Origin of the sequence: Thalassobius sp. Cn5-15 (assembly GCF_022347685.1) — a bacterium.
GTDB lineage: Bacteria > Pseudomonadota > Alphaproteobacteria > Rhodobacterales > Rhodobacteraceae > Thalassobius.
Genome location: NZ_JAKRGF010000003.1, coordinates 96,720 through 116,603 on the forward strand (window position 1 = coordinate 96,720; position 19,884 = coordinate 116,603).

Sequence of the window (19,884 nt, forward strand, 5' to 3'; positions counted from 1 at the left end):
TCACAGATAACGGGAAATTGCCTTCAACTCGGCGCGCTGATCATCCAGCGTACCCTCGTCAAGGCAATGATCCATATGATCGTGAATAAGCGCCTGCTTGGCGTTGCGCAGAGCGCTTTCCACCGCTTGCAGCTGCTGAGCGACATCGACACAGGGCTTGCCCTCTTCGATCATGCGCACCACCGCCTCCAGATGGCCACCGGCGCGTTTGAGGCGCGAGATGATCTTGGGGTGGCTGTCATGCTTATGGGCATGTTCGTGCGGATGGGAATGAGGATGTGTCATCGTGACAACATCCTCCCCCAGGGGATAGATGTCAATATCCTCCCCTAGGGGATATTCTGGAAGCGGCGGGCAAATCAGCCAGCCCGCAGCAGCATCCCAAACAGATCGCGAGGATCATCAGGGTCGGCCAACATATCCAATTGCTGACAGTAGTCCGTGCCCTGCACCCGATCCCGCACATAGCGCAGTGCCGAAAAATCCTCGATCGCGAAGCCAACGCCGTCAAACAGGGTGATCTGGCGGTCACTGACACGGCCCTGTGCGGCGCCGGTGATCACTTCCCACATTTCGGTCACGACGAACGCCTCCGGCATCTGCTGGATCTCGCCCTCAACCCGCGTTTGCGGTGGGTATTCGACGAACACATCGGCGCGGGTCAGGATATCGCGGTGCAGCTCCGTCTTGCCCGGACAGTCGCCACCGATAGCGTTAATATGCACCCCCGCGCCAACCATGTTGTCGGTCAGGATGGTGGCGTTCTGTTTGTCGGCGGTGCAGGTGGTGATGATCTGAGCGCCTTCGATGGCCTCTTCGGGCGTTTTACAGATGGTGATCTGAAACCCGCGCCCCGTCAGATTATGCAACAGCTTCTCACTGGCACGAACATCAATGTCATAAAGGCGCAGGTGGTCCACGCCACAGATCACCTTCATCGCAGTGGCCTGAAATTCGGACTGCGCGCCATTGCCGATCATCGCCATCGTGCCCGCGCCTTTGGGCGCCAGATGTTTGGCAACCATAGCCGAGGTGGCTGCCGTGCGCAGCGCCGTGAGCAGTGTCATTTCCGTCAGCAGCACCGGATAGCCGGTGTAGACGTCAGCCAAGAGGCCAAAGGCGGTGACGGTTTGCAGGCCCTCCTTGGTGTTCTTGGGGTGGCCGTTTACGTATTTGAACCCATATGCCTCGCCGTCCGAGGTGGGCATCAATTCAATCACCCCAACCTCTGAATGGCTGGCCACACGCGGGGTTTTGTCGAACTTCTCCCAGCGACGGAAGTCATCTTCGATATAGTTCGCCAACCCTTGCAGCATCTCCTCCACACCAATGTGGTGAATCAGCCGCATCATATTTTCGACGCTGACGAACGGCACATAGGCCAGATCAGAGGCTAGGGGTTTGGTCATTTGCGGGCGATCCTATGTTGGGCCTTGGATGTGGCTGTCACTCTTGGCCCAACAGTATTGCTGACAAAACCACCAGATATTAGCGACCGAGTTGTTCAATCTGATGAGTTAGATCTGCGAAATGCATATAGTAACTCACCAAAATGACGGACTTAGCTTGCAGCCGCCAGCAGCGAGGCATTCCCGCCCGCCGCCGTGGTGTCGATGCAGGTGTGGCGTTCCAACTGGCAACGATCGCCAAAATCGGCCTCGACCAGCAGCGGGATCAAAGCCCCCTGACGCGCGGCAAGGGCGCGGCGGATCTGGCGTTGCACCGCCTCCGGCCCCCAATAGACCACCGCATCAAACCCATTGATCCTGCTGAGCGCATCGGGTTCCATCGCGCCATCCACCGTCTGTGGGCCCGATGCGTCAGGCGCAATGATCAGCGCGGTACAGCCATGCGCCACTGCAATCTGCTGCTGAGCCTGTGCAGCCTCTACAGTGGGGCCAAGGCATAGGATCCGGCCACGGCCGTAGGTGGTCAATACGTTGGATTCCCCCGTTGGTCCCGGCAGTTCCTGCCGCCGCAACGCCAGACGTTCGGGATGCGGCGTTGCATCCAGCGCTGCCTGTACGATTGCGGGATCAGCCGCCGCGTTTTCAGCCGCTGCAACCTCTGCCGTGATCGCCTGTGCGAAACGTTTGACATAGGCAGGCCCGCCCGCCTTGGGACCGGTGCCAGAGAGGCCTTCGCCGCCGAAGGGTTGCGATCCAACGATGGCCCCGATCTGGTTGCGATTGATGTAGATGTTGCCGACCGACAGCTGCGCAGTGACTTGTTCCACCCGATCATCAATGCGCGAGTGCATGCCAAAGGTCAGACCGAACCCTGATGCGTTGATCGCCGCGACGACCTGATCCAGCTCTGCCGCCTTGTAGGTCGCGACGTGCAGGACGGGACCAAAAACCTCTTTCTCCAGATCCGCCATGCCGGTGACTCGCAGCACAGTGGGGGCGACGAATGTGCCTTGCGCAGGTGTGGTCAGTTGCTTCAACACCCTGCCCTCCGTGCGGGCGGCGTCGATATAGGAGGCGATCTCTGCCTGCGCGGCAGAGGTGATGACCGGCCCCACATCAGTGCAGAGGTCCCACGGATTGCCAAGGACCAGCTCATCCATCGCACCATAGAGCATTTGCAGAATGGTATCTGCCACATCCTCCTGCACATAGAGAAGACGCAGCGCTGAACAGCGTTGACCAGCCGACTGGAACGCAGAGGCCACGATGTCCTTCACCGCCTGTTCGGGCAGCGCAGTGGAATCCACCACCATCGCGTTCAATCCGCCGGTTTCGGCAATCAACGGCGCGGCTGGTGCGATATGATCGGCCATGGCGCGGTTGATCACCTGCGCGGTTTGGGTCGATCCGGTGAAACACATCCCCTTGATCCGCGGATCACTGGACAGCCGCGCGCCCACCACCGAACCCCGTCCCGGCAACAACTGCAGCGCCTGCGCAGGCACCCCTGCCTGATGCAGAAGGCGCACAGCGATATAGGCGGTGATCGCGGTCGGTTCGGCCGGCTTGGCCAAAACACCATTGCCCGCCGCAAGGGCGGCCGCGATCTGGCCGGTGAAAATCGCCAGCGGGAAGTTCCACGGTGAAATGCAGGCCATGACGCCACGGGCAGGTGCAGACAGTTCCGTGCCCCGGGCGGCGTAATAGCGCAGGAAATCCACCGCCTCGCGCAGCTCTGCAATAGCGTCCATCGGGGTTTTGCCTGCCTCGCGGCTGAGGGCGGCAAAGATCTCGCCAAAGTTTTGCTCATAAAGGTCGGCAGCTCGGTTCAGGACCTGCGCCCTTGCAGCCGCATCCACATCCCACGACGCGGCGCGGGAGAGTGCGGTTTCCACATCCACCTCCTCCGCCTCAGCCACAGTCCCCACCTGATCATCTGGCACGGCGGGATTCATCACAGGACGCGTATCGCTGCCCGCCACCGTACCGGCGATCAGCGGGGTCGCGGCCCATTGGTGGGCCTGGAACGGATCGCGGGCGGCAGCAATTTCATTCAAATCGTCGAGGTCGTGCAAATCCCACCCTTTGGAATTCGCCCGCTCTGCCCCATACAGATCCTGCGGCAACCGCACGGAAGCGTTTGGACCGGCATCTGCCAGCATGTCAAAAGGATCAGCCGCCACGGTTTCAGGCGGCACATCCTCATCAACGATCTGATTAACAAAAGAAGAGTTGGCGCCATTTTCCAACAGCCGCCGAACCAGATAGGCCAGTAGGTCGCGATGTGCGCCCACCGGCGCATAGATACGGCAGCGGGTGCCAGCCTGTTTCAGCACCAGATCATGCAACCCCTCGCCCATGCCATGCAGGCGCTGGAATTCAAACGCGTGCTTATCCGCGGCCAGTTCCAGAACAGACGCCACCGTATGGGCGTTATGGGTGGCAAACTGCGGGTAAATGCGATCGGTCATTTGCAGCAGTTTCTGCGCACAGCAGATATAAGCCACATCGGTCGCCGCCTTGCGGGTGTAAACGGGGAAGTCAGACAGGCCTTCGACCTGGGCGCGTTTCACTTCGCTGTCCCAATAAGCACCTTTGACCAGGCGCACCATAATGCGGCGATCCACGTCCGCGGCCAGCGCATAAAGCCAGTCCAGCACCTGCGGCGCCCGTTTGCCATAGGCCTGCACCACCACACCAAAGCCATCCCAGCCCGTCAGCGAAGGATCGCGCAGCACCGCCTCGATCACATCAAGCGATAGGTCCAGCCGGTCTGCCTCTTCGGCATCGATATTCAGACCCATGTTCGCCGCCCGCGCCTGCTGCGCCAGTCGCAGGACCAGTGGCACCAGTTCGGACATAACCCGCGTCCGCTGACCGACTTCATAGCGCGGGTGCAGCGCCGACAGTTTGATTGAAATACCGGGGTTATCGCGGCTGTCCGGCGCTGTCGCCGCCTGCGCCAACTGGGCAATCGCGCCCTCATAGGCGGCCATGAAAGCGTCTGCATCACGGGCGGTCAGCGCTGCCTCCCCCAGCATATCGTAGGAATAGGTGTAACCCGCTGCCTCTTGTGGCGCGGCACGTTTCATAGCCTCGTCAATCGTTTGGCCTAGAACGAACTGCGCCCCCATTTCCTTCATCGCGCGGGCGACAGCCCGGCGGATCACCGGTTCGCCCAGACGTTTCAGCGCACCGCGTAAGGTCGCGGCCACGCCGGTACCGTCCTGCAGAACCTTACCCGTCAGCATCAGCGCCCAGGTGGAGGCATTGACCAACGACGATGACGACTGCCCCAGATGCTGGCCCCAGGCGGATGGCGCGATCTTATCCTCGATCAACGCATCAATTGTGTCGGCATCCGGCACCCGCAGCAACGCCTCTGCCAGACACATCAGCGCAACACCTTCGTTGGTCGACAGGCCATATTCCGCCAGAAACACCTCCATCAAGCCCGCATTGTCGCCCTTGCGGATGGCGCGGACCAGATCGGTGGCACGGTTCTGGATCACTGCCCGCTGCGCCGCGTCTAGACCATGTGTCGCCAACAGATCAGCGAGAACTGCACCCTCCTCCCGCAGGGTGTTGTGGCGCAGGGTCAGGCGAAGGGTGTGCAGATCGGTCATCGGGGTCTCCAATTGATATGAGCGGCATCCATTTTAGCAGATCCCCTCTAGGCACGTTGCCCAAACTATGACACCCTAACGGCTAACGACCCAAATTTACCCACCCAAATAGACCAAATCACCATGAAAATGCCACTTAATAGCCACTTAGATCGCCACGACACCGAAATCCTGCGCATTCTGAGTGTTGAGGGGCGGCTGCCAGTGACCGAACTGTCAACGCGGGTGGGCCTGTCCAAAACGCCCTGCCAACTGCGGATGAAACGGCTGATCGCTGAGGGGTATATTCAGGGGTTCCGCGCGATCCTTGACCCCGGCAAGCTGGGCGCGGAACAGGTGGTGTTTGTCGAGGTCAAGCTGAAGAAAACCACTGAGGAGGCGTTGCTGGAGTTTAACACCGCCGTGCAGTCCGCCGCCGAGGTGGAGCAATGCCATATGATCGCGGGTGCCTTTGACTATCTGCTGAAACTGCGCACCAAAGACATGCGCAGCTATCGTGAGGTACTAGGACGTGTGGTATCGACCCTGCCGCATGTGGACAGCACCTCGACCCATGTGTCGATGCAATCGGTTAAGGACTGACGGTGCAGTGCAGGCAGGACGCCACACATGCCCGGCAATCGCATCCGCCAGCGCGCGCGGCGGTTTACATCCACTGTCCGCCTCACTATCGGCTGAGACAACGATGCGCGGTGCCAGGAACGCACCGCTCCAAATGAACTTGAAGGCCCCATGATGACCATCACCCAGTTAATCACCCACTCCGGCGGGTTTCATGCCGATGAATTGCTGTCCTCTGTCATCCTGACGCATTTGTTTCCCGATGCCACGCTGATCCGCAGCCGCGACGCCGACGTGATCACACCCGGTCCGGGCAAGATCATCTATGACGTCGGCCGCGCCTATGATGCGGAGGCAGGCATTTTCGATCACCACCAGCGTCCCGTGCCCTTGCGCGAGGATGAGCAACCCTACAGCTCTTTCGGATTGATCTGGAAACATTTCGGCCATGACTATCTGCGCGCAGTAAACGTGCCAGAGGCGGATGTGGATCGCGTGCACCTGAGCTTTGATAAAGGATTTGTTCTGCCGGTGGATCTACTGGACAACGGCGCGATTGAACCTTCGGTCGCGGGGCCGCTGGCGGGGATGACCCTGCCAACCCTCTTGGAATCGTTGAAACCCACCTTTGATGATCGCGGCGCTGGCGCGGATGATCAGGCGTTTATGGCCGCCCTGCCCGTGGCCCGTGCCTTCGTCGAAGCCGCCATTCGCAACCGTGCCGCAAAATACCGCGCAGAAACGCTGGTGACCGAAGCGATCGCGCAGGCGGGTGAGGGGCGCATTCTGGAACTGCCGATGGGCATGCCCTTCCGCGCTGCCGTTGAGAAGACGGGCGCCGACCACTTGCTGTTCGTGATCAACCCGCGCGAAAACGGCGATCGCGTGGATTGGGCGCTGACCACCATACGCAAGGGCGGTGATACCTTCGAGGCCCGCGCCGATCTGCCTGGCGCGTGGGCCGGTCTGAACGGCGCCGATCTGGCTGCTGTTACCGGCGTCGAAGGTGCCGTATTCTGCCATAACGCGCTGTTTATTGCGGTGGCCAACAGCCGCGATGGCATCGTCAATATGGCGCAACAGGCGGTTGCAGCAGCAGAGGCTGCGGGGATCTGATGACCGCCCTGTCCGCCACGTTCCTGTTTGACGGCCCGAAAGGTGCCGACACCACCGTGCTACTGGCCCACGGTGCAGGCGCTGCGATGGACACGGCCTTTATGAACCAGATCGCCGCAGGCCTGAGCGCAAAGGAGCTGAGCGAAAAGCCCCTGCGCGTTGCAAGGTTTGAGTTCGCTTATATGGCCGGTCGCCGCAGCGGCGGCGCCAAACGCCCGCCCCCCAAAATGCCAGTACTGGTCGCGGAATACCGCACTGCCATCGCGGCCTTGCGCGAACAAGAGCAAGTGAACCGCCTGATCATCGGCGGCAAATCTATGGGCGGACGTGTCGCCAGCCTGCTCTTGGCAGCAGAGGCAGGCGCGGCAGACGCCCTCCTCTGCCTTGGTTATCCGTTTCATCCCAAAGGCAAGCCGGACAGCCTGCGCACCGAACACCTGATGGCCCTGCGCACCCCGACCCTGATGATACAGGGCACCCGCGACCCCCTTGGCACAGCTGATGAGGTGGCAGGCTACGCCCTGCCGGGCAGCATCTGCATGCACTGGATCAACGATGGCGATCACGACCTGAAACCGCGCAAACGGGTGACGGGCATGGACCACGCCGCCGCACTCAACGACAGCTGCACGGCCATTGCCAGCTGGGTGCGAACCCTACGCTAATCCGGCATCCGCCCCACCTTGACAGATTTTCGCACACACCTGCCCAGTCGGTCTTTTTCTTTCGTCAGCGATACTCTATAGCCAGAATCAGACCGGACGCGCCCCAGCGCCCCTGTCGACAGAGCGGTCCCTTAGCTCAACTGGATAGAGCAGCTGACTTCTAATCAGCAGGTTGAGGGTTCGAGTCCTTCAGGGATCGCCATTTTTCCAATTTCATATCGGTAGCCCCCCTGGTCGCCCATAAAACCCGCGACCGCATTGACAGATTGTTTTTGGCGCAACCGGATACTGGAAAGCCCGTACAAGAAAAAAGGCGGTATGGGTCTGCACTCTTTCCGTATGACGCCAGATCAAAATAACACGCAAGTCGTCAACATGGGTCATCTCAGTGGCGCGGCGGCACCAGTTCACGACATGGTTTGCTGCCGCAGAACATCATCCAGATCGCCGACCGTCAGCGGTAAATCTGAAAGTGCTGGACCTGCGCAGCGAGATGAGGCTGCTTCGACACTCACGCGCGGCCGGGAATCTTCTCATGCACAAAAAGTAACCTTTATTCTCCGAACTGCACAGCCATCGGCATCTGGTATTTCAACCGCAAAAGGGAAAGGTTGGTTTACTGACCGCCACGTGTGTTTCATAAGAGGCGTAAGTCCACGGTCCATTCTCACCCCATATCAGAGCACCTTGACCTTGTCCCAAACCTTGCCCACCGAACTTGTCCGCGCCATTGAGAGCTTTAGCGATAGGCTGGCCCTGTCTGACGACCACCAACAGCTGAGCTATGCGCAGCTTGGCCAGTATGTGTCATCTCTGACAGATCACCTTAATGCGCATGAGGTCATCGGGATCTTTGGGACGCCGGGGCTTGCGATGGGCGCAAGTGCGGTGGCCTGTGTGATCCATGGCCGTCCCTTCGTGCATCTTGATCCTGCAATGCCGCAAATGGTGCTGCACAATATCCTGTCCGAGCTACAGGTTGGTCTGGTTATCCTCTGCGACCCCGCCGCACCCGGGCAGTTGCCAGGCGATTGCCAAACGGTCGAGGCACAGGCGATATTGGCGCAGCGCACGCTCGACGCTCCGCTGCCAAAGCTGCGCGCAGCCGACGTGGCCCCCACCGATCCGGTCTATCTGGTTGCCACCTCCGGCACGACCGGCCGTCCGAAGTGCATTCCGGTGTCGCAAGATGCTGCGTTCCTGTCCTATCAGTGGCGCGACGCCTACACGCCCTATGCGCCACAGACCCGCGTTGGGATCTATGTCTTCGCCATCTGGGAAATGTTCCGCCCGCTGCGCAAAGGCGCCAGCCTATGGTTCCCTGACGCAGGCACGCTATTTGCGCCGGCGAAACTGGCGAATTTTCTGACCCAGAACCATATCGACGAGATGCTTTTCACCCCGTCCTTCTACGACACGTTCCTGAACGCGCTGGACCCCGAAAGCGCAGCGGCGCTGCCCCTGTCCCGCGTTGTCCTAAACGGGGAAGTCGTCACAGACGATCTGATCCGTGCCTCGCTGGCCAAGCTGCCCAGCACAGCGCTATGGAACCTCTACAGCATCTGCGAAACGCATGATATCTGCATGACCCAGCTGATCGAACCAGCCGGCAATCAGCCGGCCTCTGTTGGTATCCCGATGGAACACCTGCAGGCGATTATTCTGGACGAGGCCGAACAACCTTGCCCGCCCGGCACCTCCGGTCAGCTGTTTTTTGAAGGCCCGCGTATGTTAGGGACCGGCTATGTGAACCGTCCCGAAGAAACACGCCTGCGGTTCCGGCAGATGGAGGTCAATGGCCGCCAGACACGACTTTACGATACCGGCGATCAGGCGCGACAGGACGAAGATGGCGCGCTGTATATCGAAGGGCGGATTGCCCACATGCTCAAGCTGCGCGGCTATTCAATCCAAACCCGCGAACTGACTGAAACGATGCGCGACAGCCTTGGCTTTTCCAGTGCGGCACCGTGGGTGTCAGAGGTCAAAGGCCGCGGCCAGAGCCTGATTTTCTACTATGCTGCCGATAGCGCGCAGGCCAGGCGCAACGCTGACACATGGGGGCTGGTACCGGGCATCAACCGTATCCCTGCGACGCTGGCCAGTGACCTGCGCGCTGTGCTGCCGCATTACTGTGTGCCTTCCTATCTGGTGCAGCTTGACGCACTGCCGCTGCATCCTGTGTCCGGCAAAGCGGATGTGCGCGCCCTGCCGAAGGTCGATGATACCGCGCCCACCGAAGGTGCATCCGAGGATCTGGTGCTGGCCGCTGCAGCGCGCGCGATGTCCTGCGCGCCCGCCGATCTGGATCCTGCGCGCAGCTTTCACGATCTGGGCGGCGATTCTTTGATGTGCGTGAATCTGATGCTCGACCTGGAAGGTATCTATGGGCTGCCCGTCGATTTTGATCTGGCGATGAACGTGCCCTTGCATCGGCTCGATCAGCTTTTGACCCAAGAGGCCGATGCCCCCGCTGTAGTCGAAGCGTTTGAACGCCCGGGTATCTTGCTGACCGGTGCGACCGGTTTCCTTGGCGGGCATGTGCTGGCCCAAGCCGCACGCAGCCTGCCTGAGGGCGAGGTTATCTACTGCCTCGTGCGGAACAAGAACCACGCGGCCCGCGACCGTCTGGACGCAGTCGCCAAGACGCATGGCGTGGACCCAAGCCGCTATGTGATCGTCAACGGCACGCTGGACGCACCGCAATTCTCGCTCGATCCGGCGCAATATGCGACACTGGCGCAGATGGTCACCCGTGTGATCCATTGCGCTGCAATGGTGAACCTTGCGATTGGCCGTCAGGAGATGCTCGACTGGTCGGCGCGGGGCATCACCACCGTGCTGGAATTCTGCAGCGATGCGCAGGCCGACTTGCGCTTCACCTCGTCGACTGCCGTGGTTCCTGATCGCGGCGGCCCGTGGCCTGAGGGGCTGATCCCTGAGTGGGAGGGGTGCACTGGCTATGGCGCGGCCAAAATCGGTGCAGAGACAACCATCCGCAACACGGCCATCCGCGCGGCGATCGTCCGGCTGCCCTCGCTCTATGATCTAGAGGCACCAAACCCACGCGATATTTATGAACTAATCCTAGAAGCCGGACTGCGCGCTGGACATATGCCCAAAGGTCTTACTTTCCCGATGATCGACGTCACCGCAGTGGCGGCGTTCCTGTTGGGCGATATCACCATGCCTGACGCACCAATCTACAACCTGATCCCAGATCAGCGCGTTATGCCTGCAGGACCTGATCCCGTCGCGACACAGGACTGGCTGGACAAGGTCACACTGGATACGGGCATTGCGGGTGTCATCGCCGAGTTCCCCGACACGCTGCGCGCCGATGCGAGGTTTGAGACCGCGCAGGCCCGCGCCGCGTGGGCGCGCGTCAGTGATCAGGCGTTCGAGACGCTTTGTGATGCAAAGACGCTCTTGGAGCGCAGAACGCAGGCTTACCAGGGCGATCCTGCGTTGATCTCAAAGTCTGACATCGTCAGCGCCCGCGCTGCGTCACTGACCAGGTAAGCGGCCAGTTCGGCGACTTCTTCGGGCTGAACAAGCTGGTTTTGCGGGTTGGATTTCGCATATTCTGCCCGCACTTCTGCAAGGCTCTGACCTGTCGCGGCGATATCAGCGTCGATAAATTTTCGCAGCATCTCCGTTTCGACCCAGGTTGGGCTGATGGAAACACAAGTGACGCCATGCGCCGCCCCCTCTAGGCTGACGCAGCGGCCCAACCCCAGCAGCCCTGCCTTCGACGCACAATAGGCAGCATTATTGGCCATACCCGTATGCGCAGCCATCGACGCGATGTTGACAATCCGGCCCCAACCCGCGGAGGTCATATGCGGCATCACGGCACGGATCATGCGGAAGGTGCCGCTCAGGTTGATGTCGATCTGATCCTGCCAGACGTCCTCGGCGTGGTCGATGATCGCGGCTTCGTCATAGACGCCGGCGGCATTCACCAAAATATCCACGCCCCCCTGCGCGGCCACAACGTTAGCAACGAAGCCATCAACGCTGTCACGTGATTGCACATCCAGCACAGCCGCAGAGATTGTCCCTGCATCTGGCCCGAGTTTTGCCGCGACATGCGCCGCATCACCCGCGCGGCGCGCGCCGACAAACACCTTGGTGCCGTCCCGCGCCAGCCGTCGTGCGATCGCCAGCCCCATGCCCGAAAGCCCCCCAGTAACGATCGCAGTTTTTGGTTTCGATGACATGCAGTCCGCCCCTGAAGCAATTGAGATGTGATGCCGTTGTAAAAAAATAAGGGGCCGACTTACAGCGAAAACGCGATTATGCGCCGCCAATAATCACCATCAATCTACCAAGCCTATAAGCCGCACAGGAACCATCAACAAAAAAGAGCACCCAAAGGCGCTCTTTCCGAAACCTCAACCATCGCTCCGTGGGATCTTTGGCCCAATTTCGCAGCAACTTTGGCCCGATTTACAGCGTCAGTGGGTCCAGGGACCGCGGCGATTGGTGGCGAAGTTCTCACCATAGCCGCCCGCGCGGACGTTGGGTTTGCGTGTTTGGGGGGCCAACACTTCGGCTTCCAGACCATTTTCCGCAGCATACTCTAGCGCCGCTTCTTTGCTGTCAAAGCGCAGGCGCACCTGAGTTTGGGTGTCGCCACTAGAGGTCCAGCCCATCAACGGGTCGATGTCACGGGCCTCGGCCTGTTCGTAGTCCAAAATCCACTGGCGTGTTTTGCCCATGCCGGACTGCATCGCGTTACGGGCGGGCTGGTAGATTCGTGCGCGCATCACTGGCTCCTCTTGTTGATGCGTTTATCAATAAACGAGAGGGGTTTTGCAAGCGTCAGCTTCGACACGCTGCCTTTGCCTGTTGCGGCATTTCGCCCGTCAGGGCGCGTTAATTGCGTCATCTTTCAGCATTGGCTGCCAGTTAACCGCAGGGAGCGAGGGGTGGGTGAAGTGCGGCCTTCTGGCAGCCAAGCCTTGCACTTGCCAGAAAAGGTTAACATCAAAATCACCATTTCGCAACTATCTTGCAAGTGACGCTAGGTACATTGAAACAAAAGAATAATTAAAAATCCGCCAGTTGTGTCTGCACATAAAACTCGCCGCGTTAACCGCCGAGAATTTTGTCATCGTTCACGCTTTCCATGCGCGCCAGTGCGCGTTCCCATTGCCTTTATCCTTGAACCGGAACAAAAAGGGACCAGATTAGCCTGACCGATCAGGAGAGCGAAATGCCCTACGCCCATTCCGACAAATCTGTCGCCAAAACCAGTGTCGAAGACCGCGTGGCCCGCGACAAGCTGGAGGGCGGCAAGGCCTTTGTCATGCAGACCGAATTTTCCCCCGCCGGCGACCAGCCCACAGCGATTGCCGAACTGTCTGGCGGCATCAACGAGGGAGAGCGCGATCAGGTGCTGCTGGGCGCAACGGGCACGGGCAAGACCTTTACCATGGCCAAGGTCATTGAGGAAACCCAGCGCCCCGCGATCATTCTGGCACCGAACAAAACGCTGGCGGCGCAGCTATATGGGGAGTTCAAAGGTTTCTTCCCCGACAACGCGGTCGAATATTTCGTTTCCTTTTATGACTACTACCAGCCAGAGGCCTACGTGCCGCGCTCGGACACCTATATCGAGAAGGAAAGCCAGATCAACGAGCAGATTGACCGCATGCGCCACTCGGCCACGCGGGCGCTCCTGGAACGGGATGATGTGATTATCATCGCTTCGGTCTCTTGTATCTACGGTATCGGTTCGGTCGAAACCTATTCGGCAATGACACAGGATCTGGTAGCGGGCGAAGAGTACAATCAACGCGAAATTATGGCCGATCTGGTGGCGCAGCAGTACAAGCGCAATGATCAGGCTTTCCAGCGCGGATCATTCAGGGTGCGCGGTGATGTGCTGGAAATTTTTCCGGCCCACCTTGAGGACCGGGCCTGGCGGCTGTCCTTCTTTGGCGAGGAGCTGGAGACGATCACCGAATTTGACCCGCTGACGGGGGAAAAGACGGGCACCTTTGAAAAGATCCGCGTTTATGCAAACTCGCACTACGTAACGCCGAAGCCGACACTTAATCAGGCGGTTATTTCGATCAAGAAAGAGTTAAAGCTGCGCCTCAATCAGTTGGTGGATGAGGGCAAACTGCTGGAAGCACAGCGGCTGGAGCAACGCACCAACTTCGATATCGAGATGCTGGAGGCCACCGGCCACTGTAACGGCATTGAAAACTACTCGCGTTATCTGACAGGCCGCGCCCCTGGCGAGCCGCCCCCAACCCTGTTTGAATTCATCCCCGACGATGCCATTGTTTTCGCTGATGAGAGTCATGTCTCCGTACCACAGATCGGCGGCATGTATCGCGGCGACCACCGGCGCAAGTTTACGCTGGCTGAACATGGCTTCCGCCTGCCATCCTGCATGGACAACCGACCGCTGAAGTTTGAGGAATGGGATGCGATGCGGCCACAATCCGTCTTTGTTTCCGCCACCCCCGCCGCGTGGGAGATGGAGCAGGCCGGCGGTGTCTTTGCTGAACAGGTGATCCGGCCCACCGGCCTTTTGGATCCAGAGGTCGAGATCCGGCCTGTTGATATGCAGGTTGATGACCTTCTGGACGAAATCCGCCGCGTCAGTGCAGGTGGCTACCGCACGCTGGTCACCACGCTGACCAAACGCATGGCAGAGGATCTGACCGAATACCTGCACGAACAGGGCATCAAGGTGCGCTACATGCACAGCGACATCGACACGCTGGAGCGGATTGAAATTCTGCGCGATCTGCGCCTTGGCGCCTTTGACGTGCTGATCGGTATCAACCTACTGCGCGAGGGTTTGGATATTCCCGAATGCGGATTGGTCGCCATTCTGGATGCAGACAAAGAGGGCTTCCTGCGCTCTGAAACCTCGCTCATTCAGACCATCGGCCGCGCGGCGCGGAACGCCGACGGGCGGGTGATCATGTATGCCGATAAAATCACCGGCTCAATGGAGCGGGCGCTGGCCGAAACCTCGCGTCGTCGCGAAAAACAGATCGCGTATAATGAACTGCACGGCATTACGCCTGCGACAGTGCAAAAGAACGTCGAGGATGTGCTGGCAGGCCTTTATAAGGGCGACACCGACCAGTCGCGGGTTACTGCCAAAATCGACAAGCCGATGCATGGCGCCAATCTGGAAAGCCACCTCAATGGTCTGCGCGAAGAGATGCGCAAAGCGGCAGAGAACCTGGAGTTTGAAGAAGCCGCACGCCTGCGTGACGAGGTCAAACGGCTGGAGGCCGTGGATCTGGCCATCGCCGATGATCCGCTGGCCCGTCAATCCGCGGTTGACGCAGCGGTCGAGGAGGCCAGCCAGAAACGCGGCCGATCCACCGCCGGACGTGCGGGGCAGCGTGGTGGCAATGTGAAACGGCGGGGACGGTAACGAAAGGCATTTGGCTGTCGCACAGCAAATCGGCTGAGAGGCCGGATGGAGGATTGACCGCCTCTCTTTTTCGAGTAAGTTAATCTGAAAAAACTACTTTAAAGGGCACGCTTTTGCCATGCAGCGCCTCGCCAGCAATATAGTATTAAACGAATTTTCACGCAAACGCATAAGAAGCAGTGTGGCTTGTGTCCTGATTGCAACCCTGCTCGCGGGATGCGCGAGCACCTATCCACCTTCGGTGCCGTCGCAACCCGGAAAATCCTATTTCGCTGCCCGCGAGGCAGTGCGCCAGTGTATACCCGAGGCGCGGGTATCCGGCAGCAACGCCGTCACCGTGAATTATGTCCTTGGCGTGCTTTTAGGCGGAGTACTGTTGGGCCCGATGATCATTGCCGAAAACGAAGACCAAATCCGCTACGCAGGCGAAGCGAGAGGAACCGATCGCTGTCTGGAAGATGCAGACTACAGCCGCCGCGAACTGACCGCAGAGGAGGTTCAGATCCTGCAGCAAAGCTATGGCGAATACAGAATTTTCGTGTTGGATCAACTGGTGGCAGGTGAGGCGATCCAGCGCTAGCACGATGGCTGACATCACGCCCAATGTCCGCATTCGGGTCGCATAGCATAAACCTGCCTGCCCTGCACCGCCTCTGCGCCAGCCCCTTCCCTCAGCCGCACAGTTACGCCATACTCAACCCCGACAGGCCAAAACAAACGGCACAACCCGTTGCACATCAGAGCTTGAGGCATGAGCATGAAACAGATCTATACCGCCGCCTTTCTGGCGGCCCTGATGACCCCCATCACACTGCCCGCTACCGCTGGTCCGATTGAACGGGCATGCCTGACCTCCCCGCGCGATGGCGCAACACGTCAGCTGTGTGGCTGCATCGGGCGGGTGGCGAAACAGACACTTAGTTCGACTGACCAACGCAAGGCGGCGAAGTTCTTCAAGGATCCGCACAGCGCACAGGAAGTGCGCCAGTCTGATCGCCGTTCGGATGAGCGGTTCTGGAAACGCTACGTGGATTTCGGCGCCACTGCGGCAGCGGTCTGCAGCTGACACCGTAAGACCTGCAGCATACTTGCCAGCCGCGTCCGCCTGCGCCATGATCGCCGCTGAGTGGGGATTTGGATCCGCGAGGGGTGAAAATGCGTAAGTTTCTGGTGATTTTGGATGACAGCCGCGAATGCCTGAATGCCATGCGCTTTGCCGCCATGCGCGCCGCCAAGACCGGCGGCGGAGTCGAAATCCTTTCGGTCATTGAGCCGGAGGAGTTCAATCACTGGATCGGCGTTGGTGACATCATGCGCGAAGAGGCGCGAGAGCGGATTGAGGTCCACTATGAGGTCTTTGCCAAGTGGATGCGCGACCGTCAGGGGATTGATCCCGAACTGGTGATCCGCGAAGGCGAAGCCGTGACCGAGATTTTGGCGCAGATCCATGATGACCCCGAAATTGGCGTGCTGGTTTTGGGTGCTGGCACGGACAAGAAGGGCCCAGGACCACTGGTCACACAGCTCAGCCGTTCAGCCGGCACCTTGCCAGTGCCAATCACTATCGTCCCTGGGGATCTGTCCAAGGAACGGCTGGAATCGATCACCTGATCTGCATCAAGGCCGCAGTAAGGTAGCCTGCCCTAACATCGCAGGCGATCACACCCGCCGGACCACCGTTTCATGACCGCAGCCACCTGCAAAGCAGACTTGCTTTCAGCCACCCAAACTGAATTTACCGCCCTCACATCGCTGCTTGATACTGTGGCGCGCAGTGCACAGACCACACCAGACCCAAATGCAGAGGGCACAACCCCCAAGGACATCGTCGCCCATCGCGCCCATTGGATCGAATTGTTTTTGGGCTGGTACGCGGATGGGCAAGCGGGCAAACACCCCGCCATCCCGGCACCGGGGTACAAATGGAATATGCTCAAAGTCTATAATGCGGATCTGCGGGTCACGCAGCGTGACATGACATGGGGTGAAGCCCGCCAGTTGCTGTCAGGCAATCATCGTAAACTGGTTGAATTGATTGGCGCGCTGGATGACCATCAGCTTTATGCCGCCCCTATGAAGGGAGGTAACAGCAAGTGGCCCACAGGGCGTTGGGCAGAGGCTGCCGGCGCATCCCACTACCGTTCCGCACGCAAATATCTTCGCCGTCGCTTAAATCAGCTGAAACCCACCTGAAACATCAAAGTTAGAACTATTCTAAACCTTGACTCTGCGCGAGGCCGGGCGCATATCTCTGTCAAGCCATGAGGATTGCACGCTATGTTCATTCAGACCGAATCCACCCCGAACCCCGCAACGTTGAAATTCCTGCCCGGTCAGGCTGTTCTGGGCACCGGCACAGCCGATTTCCCCAGCGCAGAAGCCTCTGACGCATCACCACTGGCGCAGCGCATTTTTGCGGTTTCCGGCATCACCGGCGTGTTCTTCGGCGCAGATTTCGTCACGGTGACCAAAGCAGAGGGTGTTGAATGGGATCATATCAAACCCGGCATTCTGGGTGCGATCATGGAGCACTTCCAGTCCGGCGATCCGGTTATGGCGGGTGAGGCCACCGCCGCCTCTGGCCACGCCGAACACACCGGCGAAGATGGCGAGATCGTCGATCAGATCAAGGAACTGCTGGACACCCGCGTGCGTCCTGCGGTGGCTCAGGATGGTGGTGACATCACCTTCCACGGGTTTGACCGCGGCGTTGTTTACCTGCACATGCAAGGCGCCTGCGCTGGTTGTCCATCCTCGACCCTGACGCTGAAAATGGGGATCGAGAACCTGCTGCGCCACTACATCCCCGAAGTGACAGAGGTACGCCCCGTTGCCGTCTGACGCAGTGATACTGGGATTTGACACATCGGCCGCGCATTGCGCGGCCGCTTTGCTGTCAGGGGATCAGGTGCTGGCCAGCGCCCATGTTGAAATGTCGCGCGGGCAGGCCGAACACCTGATGCCGCTGTTGGAACAGGTGCTGGCAGAGGCTGGCAAGGCTTGGGGCGACCTCAACGCGATTGGCGTGGGCATCGGACCCGGCAATTTCACCGGCATTCGCATTTCAGTCTCTGCCGCCCGCGGTCTGGCGCTGGGATTGGGTATTCCGGCGATTGGGGTGAACAGTTTCGAGGCGCTGGCGCAAGATCCTGCCATAGGCATCAGCGCGGTGCCCGGCCCACGTGGGCAGGCGTATCTGTCCCCCGAAGGCGGCACGCCCTATCTGGCCACTGCGGATGAGATGCTGGACATCATGCAGGACGCCCCGCTGAAAACGCCACAGGCCGCCACAATAGCGATCCAGATCGCGCAGGCCGCAGCACAAAAGCTGAGCAAGGATCCCAGCGGGCAGTTTGACGCCCCTGCCCCCCTTTACATCAAGGCCGCCGATGCCGCGCCGCCACGTGATCCGGCGCCGACCATCCTGCCGGATGGTTCGGTCTGATGACCACCGAAGTTTACCCTGACGCGCTGGCACAGACGCACGCACGTGCCTTCACCGATCAGCGTCCTTGGTCGGCGGTAGAAATCGCCGATCTGCTATCTTCGCGCCATGTGTTTCTCATCGGGGATACCACCAGCTTTGCCCTTGGCCGCGTGATCGCAGGGGAGGCCGAACTGCTGACCTTGGCCACAGACCCTGACGCACAGGGGGGCGGGTTGGGCCGGGCAACGCTGGCTACCTATCACGCAACCGCGCAGGCGCGCGGCGCTGCGACCGCCTTCCTTGAGGTGGCCGAGACAAATATCGCAGCGATTCGACTATATGAAACCGCTGGCTATACGCGTGCTGCGTTGCGACCGGATTACTACCGGATGCAGAAAGGGCAAAGGGTCGCCGCAATCATCATGAACCGCATCCTATAATAGCGAATCCCGTTGCACAGCCCCCTTTTGACCGAGTAGTCAAAGGGGAGCCCTCAGTTTCCTGTTGACCCTCACGTTAGGCTACGGCCTAAATCTGGATTGGACAGACCTGATCTGCTCATTTGCTGGAGGGCTAGGAAAAGCCCCCGCATTCAACATTATGGGAGAGTATTATGACTCTGATGCAGAAGTTCCTCGGCGCTGCCGCCACTGTGGCCCTGACCGCCGGTGCCGTGGCCGCTGAGCCCGCCCTGATTTTCGACCTGGGTGGCAAGTTTGACAAATCCTTCAACGAAGCAGCCTTTACCGGTGCATCCCGTTGGGCCGAAGAGACTGGCGGCAAATTCTTTGAGATCGAACTGCAATCCGAAGCCCAGCGTGAGCAAGCCCTGCGCCGTTTTGCCGAAGCGGGCGCCAACCCGGTCATCACCACCGGTTTCGCCTTTGCAACCCCGGTTGAAGCTGTCGCCGGCGACTATCCCGACACCAAATTCGTCAACATCGACGGCTGGCTGCCTGAAGTTCCGGGCAACGTACAACTGGTGGGTTTTCAAGAGCATGAAGGCTCCTATCTGGTCGGTATGATGGCCGCGATGGCGTCGAAATCCGGCACCGTTGGCTTCATCGGTGGCATGGACATCCCGCTGATCCGTCACTTTGGCTGTGGCTACGCGCAAGGCGCGAAGGCCGTAAACCCCGACATCACCGTGATCACCAACATGACCGGCACCACCCCCGCCGCATGGAACGATCCGGTAAAAGGCTCTGAGTTGACCAAAGCACAGATCAGCCAAGGTGCAGACGTTGTTTATGCCGCGGCAGGCGGCACCGGCGTTGGTGTTCTGCAGACCGCGGCGGATGAAAACATCCTGTCGATCGGCGTGGACAGCAACCAGAACCACCTGCACTCGGGCAAGGTTCTGACCTCGATGCTGAAACGCGTGGACGTTGCCGTTTATAACGCGATGAAAGCGGGCGAAGGTCTGGAAACTGGCGGCTTCACCATTCTGGGTCTGGCCGATGAGGGTGTTGGCGTCGCGATGGACGAACACAACGCCGCGCTGATCACCGACGACATGAAGGCCGCCGTAGAAGAAGCGCGCGCCAAGATCATTTCCGGCGATCTGAAAGTCGAAGCCTACTACACCAACGACAGCTGCCCGGTTCACAAATTCTAATCCGGCACCTATCGTCAAAGATCAGGGGGCCGCGCCAGATCGGCGCGG

18 protein-coding genes and 1 tRNA gene are annotated in these 19,884 nt (G+C 59.6%); 14 read left to right on the forward strand and 5 right to left on the reverse strand.

The features are described 5' to 3' along the window. From MHM86_RS08585 to putA, 3 genes are all read right to left on the reverse strand, one after another. Entirely contained in the window at positions 1-285 is a 285-nt protein-coding gene (locus MHM86_RS08585) for a metal-sensing transcriptional repressor (protein WP_239197957.1), read from the reverse strand. Positions 286-359: 74 nt separating this feature from the next. Next, the gene (locus tag MHM86_RS08590) at positions 360-1,409 is read right to left on the reverse strand and encodes an ornithine cyclodeaminase (protein WP_239197959.1); all 1,050 of its coding nucleotides are present in this window, start codon (positions 1,407-1,409) and stop codon (positions 360-362) included. A gap of 152 nt (positions 1,410-1,561) precedes the next feature. After that, positions 1,562-5,035, reverse strand: coding sequence for a bifunctional proline dehydrogenase/L-glutamate gamma-semialdehyde dehydrogenase PutA (putA, locus tag MHM86_RS08595; protein WP_239197961.1), 3,474 nt, complete (start codon positions 5,033-5,035; stop codon positions 1,562-1,564). Positions 5,036-5,158: 123 nt separating this feature from the next. On the opposite strand from putA, the gene MHM86_RS08600 reads away from it, so the two are divergent. The 5 genes from MHM86_RS08600 to MHM86_RS08620 all read left to right on the forward strand — a co-directional run bounded on the left by MHM86_RS08600 (position 5,159) and on the right by MHM86_RS08620 (position 10,899). Beyond that, positions 5,159-5,617 carry an Lrp/AsnC ligand binding domain-containing protein gene (locus MHM86_RS08600; protein ID WP_239197963.1) on the forward strand — a complete coding sequence of 153 codons (459 nt, stop codon included), beginning with the start codon at positions 5,159-5,161 and terminating at the stop codon, positions 5,615-5,617. 153 nt (positions 5,618-5,770) lie between these two features. Further along, positions 5,771-6,712: an MYG1 family protein gene (locus MHM86_RS08605; RefSeq protein WP_239197965.1), complete on the forward strand. Its 942-nt coding sequence runs from the start codon at positions 5,771-5,773 to the stop codon at positions 6,710-6,712. Then, positions 6,712-7,377: an alpha/beta family hydrolase gene (locus tag MHM86_RS08610; protein ID WP_239197967.1), complete on the forward strand. Its 666-nt coding sequence runs from the start codon at positions 6,712-6,714 to the stop codon at positions 7,375-7,377. The genes MHM86_RS08605 and MHM86_RS08610 overlap by 1 nt, the downstream gene beginning before the upstream one ends. A 125-nt stretch (positions 7,378-7,502) precedes the next feature. Beyond that, positions 7,503-7,579: transfer RNA gene (locus MHM86_RS08615), tRNA-Arg, on the forward strand. A gap of 491 nt (positions 7,580-8,070) precedes the next feature. Then, on the forward strand, positions 8,071-10,899 hold the full coding sequence (locus MHM86_RS08620; RefSeq protein ID WP_239197969.1) for an AMP-binding protein: 2,829 nt from the start codon (positions 8,071-8,073) through the stop codon (positions 10,897-10,899). Here the strand turns inward: MHM86_RS08620 and MHM86_RS08625 are convergent. Together MHM86_RS08625 and MHM86_RS08630 are read right to left on the reverse strand one after the other, a co-directional pair. Beyond that, positions 10,827-11,600, reverse strand: a complete 774-nt coding sequence (locus MHM86_RS08625; protein ID WP_239197971.1) for an SDR family NAD(P)-dependent oxidoreductase — start codon at positions 11,598-11,600, stop codon at positions 10,827-10,829. The genes MHM86_RS08620 and MHM86_RS08625 overlap by 73 nt on opposite strands. A gap of 237 nt (positions 11,601-11,837) precedes the next feature. Continuing rightward, the gene (locus MHM86_RS08630; RefSeq protein ID WP_239197973.1) at positions 11,838-12,149 is read right to left on the reverse strand and encodes an ETC complex I subunit; all 312 of its coding nucleotides are present in this window, start codon (positions 12,147-12,149) and stop codon (positions 11,838-11,840) included. Positions 12,150-12,598: 449 nt separating this feature from the next. On the opposite strand from MHM86_RS08630, the gene uvrB reads away from it, so the two are divergent. The 9 genes from uvrB to MHM86_RS08675 all read left to right on the forward strand — a co-directional run bounded on the left by uvrB (position 12,599) and on the right by MHM86_RS08675 (position 19,836). Further along, on the forward strand, positions 12,599-14,791 hold the full coding sequence (gene uvrB / locus MHM86_RS08635; protein WP_239197975.1) for an excinuclease ABC subunit UvrB: 2,193 nt from the start codon (positions 12,599-12,601) through the stop codon (positions 14,789-14,791). A gap of 181 nt (positions 14,792-14,972) precedes the next feature. After that, entirely contained in the window at positions 14,973-15,371 is a 399-nt protein-coding gene (locus MHM86_RS08640) for a hypothetical protein (protein WP_239197977.1), read from the forward strand. A gap of 177 nt (positions 15,372-15,548) precedes the next feature. Beyond that, on the forward strand, positions 15,549-15,857 hold the full coding sequence (locus MHM86_RS08645; protein ID WP_239197979.1) for a hypothetical protein: 309 nt from the start codon (positions 15,549-15,551) through the stop codon (positions 15,855-15,857). A gap of 89 nt (positions 15,858-15,946) precedes the next feature. Next, positions 15,947-16,402: a universal stress protein gene (locus MHM86_RS08650; RefSeq protein WP_239197981.1), complete on the forward strand. Its 456-nt coding sequence runs from the start codon at positions 15,947-15,949 to the stop codon at positions 16,400-16,402. Between the two features lie 72 nt (positions 16,403-16,474). Further along, positions 16,475-16,984, forward strand: coding sequence for a ClbS/DfsB family four-helix bundle protein (locus MHM86_RS08655; RefSeq protein ID WP_239197983.1), 510 nt, complete (start codon positions 16,475-16,477; stop codon positions 16,982-16,984). An 84-nt stretch (positions 16,985-17,068) separates the two neighbouring features. After that, a complete protein-coding gene (locus MHM86_RS08660) occupies positions 17,069-17,632 on the forward strand; it encodes a NifU family protein (RefSeq protein WP_239197985.1) in 564 nt (187 codons plus the stop codon). Continuing rightward, the gene (gene tsaB / locus MHM86_RS08665) at positions 17,622-18,236 is read left to right on the forward strand and encodes a tRNA (adenosine(37)-N6)-threonylcarbamoyltransferase complex dimerization subunit type 1 TsaB (RefSeq protein WP_239197987.1); all 615 of its coding nucleotides are present in this window, start codon (positions 17,622-17,624) and stop codon (positions 18,234-18,236) included. The genes MHM86_RS08660 and tsaB overlap by 11 nt, the downstream gene beginning before the upstream one ends. Next, positions 18,236-18,658, forward strand: a complete 423-nt coding sequence (locus tag MHM86_RS08670) for a GNAT family N-acetyltransferase (protein ID WP_239197989.1) — start codon at positions 18,236-18,238, stop codon at positions 18,656-18,658. Before tsaB ends, MHM86_RS08670 begins: the two co-directional genes overlap by 1 nt. A gap of 173 nt (positions 18,659-18,831) precedes the next feature. After that, on the forward strand, positions 18,832-19,836 hold the full coding sequence (locus MHM86_RS08675; RefSeq protein WP_239197991.1) for a BMP family protein: 1,005 nt from the start codon (positions 18,832-18,834) through the stop codon (positions 19,834-19,836). Positions 19,837-19,884: the final 48 nt, after the last annotated feature.

Bases quoted from the DNA above. Each gene is read 5' to 3' on its own strand.
- uvrB (WP_239197975.1), top strand. From the start codon at position 12,599: ATGCCCTACGCCCATTCCGACAAATCTGTCGCCAAAACCAGTGTCGAA.
- MHM86_RS08600 (WP_239197963.1), top strand. From the start codon at position 5,159: ATGAAAATGCCACTTAATAGCCACTTAGATCGCCACGACACCGAAATC.
- MHM86_RS08655 (WP_239197983.1), top strand. From the start codon at position 16,475: ATGACCGCAGCCACCTGCAAAGCAGACTTGCTTTCAGCCACCCAAACT.
- MHM86_RS08625 (WP_239197971.1), bottom strand. From the start codon at position 11,600: ATGTCATCGAAACCAAAAACTGCGATCGTTACTGGGGGGCTTTCGGGC.
- MHM86_RS08585 (WP_239197957.1), bottom strand. From the start codon at position 285: ATGACACATCCTCATTCCCATCCGCACGAACATGCCCATAAGCATGAC.
- MHM86_RS08645 (WP_239197979.1), top strand. From the start codon at position 15,549: ATGAAACAGATCTATACCGCCGCCTTTCTGGCGGCCCTGATGACCCCC.
- MHM86_RS08630 (WP_239197973.1), bottom strand. From the start codon at position 12,149: ATGCGCGCACGAATCTACCAGCCCGCCCGTAACGCGATGCAGTCCGGC.
- MHM86_RS08675 (WP_239197991.1), top strand. From the start codon at position 18,832: ATGACTCTGATGCAGAAGTTCCTCGGCGCTGCCGCCACTGTGGCCCTG.
- MHM86_RS08660 (WP_239197985.1), top strand. From the start codon at position 17,069: ATGTTCATTCAGACCGAATCCACCCCGAACCCCGCAACGTTGAAATTC.
- MHM86_RS08650 (WP_239197981.1), top strand. From the start codon at position 15,947: ATGCGTAAGTTTCTGGTGATTTTGGATGACAGCCGCGAATGCCTGAAT.
- putA (WP_239197961.1), bottom strand. From the start codon at position 5,035: ATGACCGATCTGCACACCCTTCGCCTGACCCTGCGCCACAACACCCTG.
- MHM86_RS08590 (WP_239197959.1), bottom strand. From the start codon at position 1,409: ATGACCAAACCCCTAGCCTCTGATCTGGCCTATGTGCCGTTCGTCAGC.
- MHM86_RS08670 (WP_239197989.1), top strand. From the start codon at position 18,236: ATGACCACCGAAGTTTACCCTGACGCGCTGGCACAGACGCACGCACGT.
- MHM86_RS08610 (WP_239197967.1), top strand. From the start codon at position 6,712: ATGACCGCCCTGTCCGCCACGTTCCTGTTTGACGGCCCGAAAGGTGCC.
- MHM86_RS08605 (WP_239197965.1), top strand. From the start codon at position 5,771: ATGACCATCACCCAGTTAATCACCCACTCCGGCGGGTTTCATGCCGAT.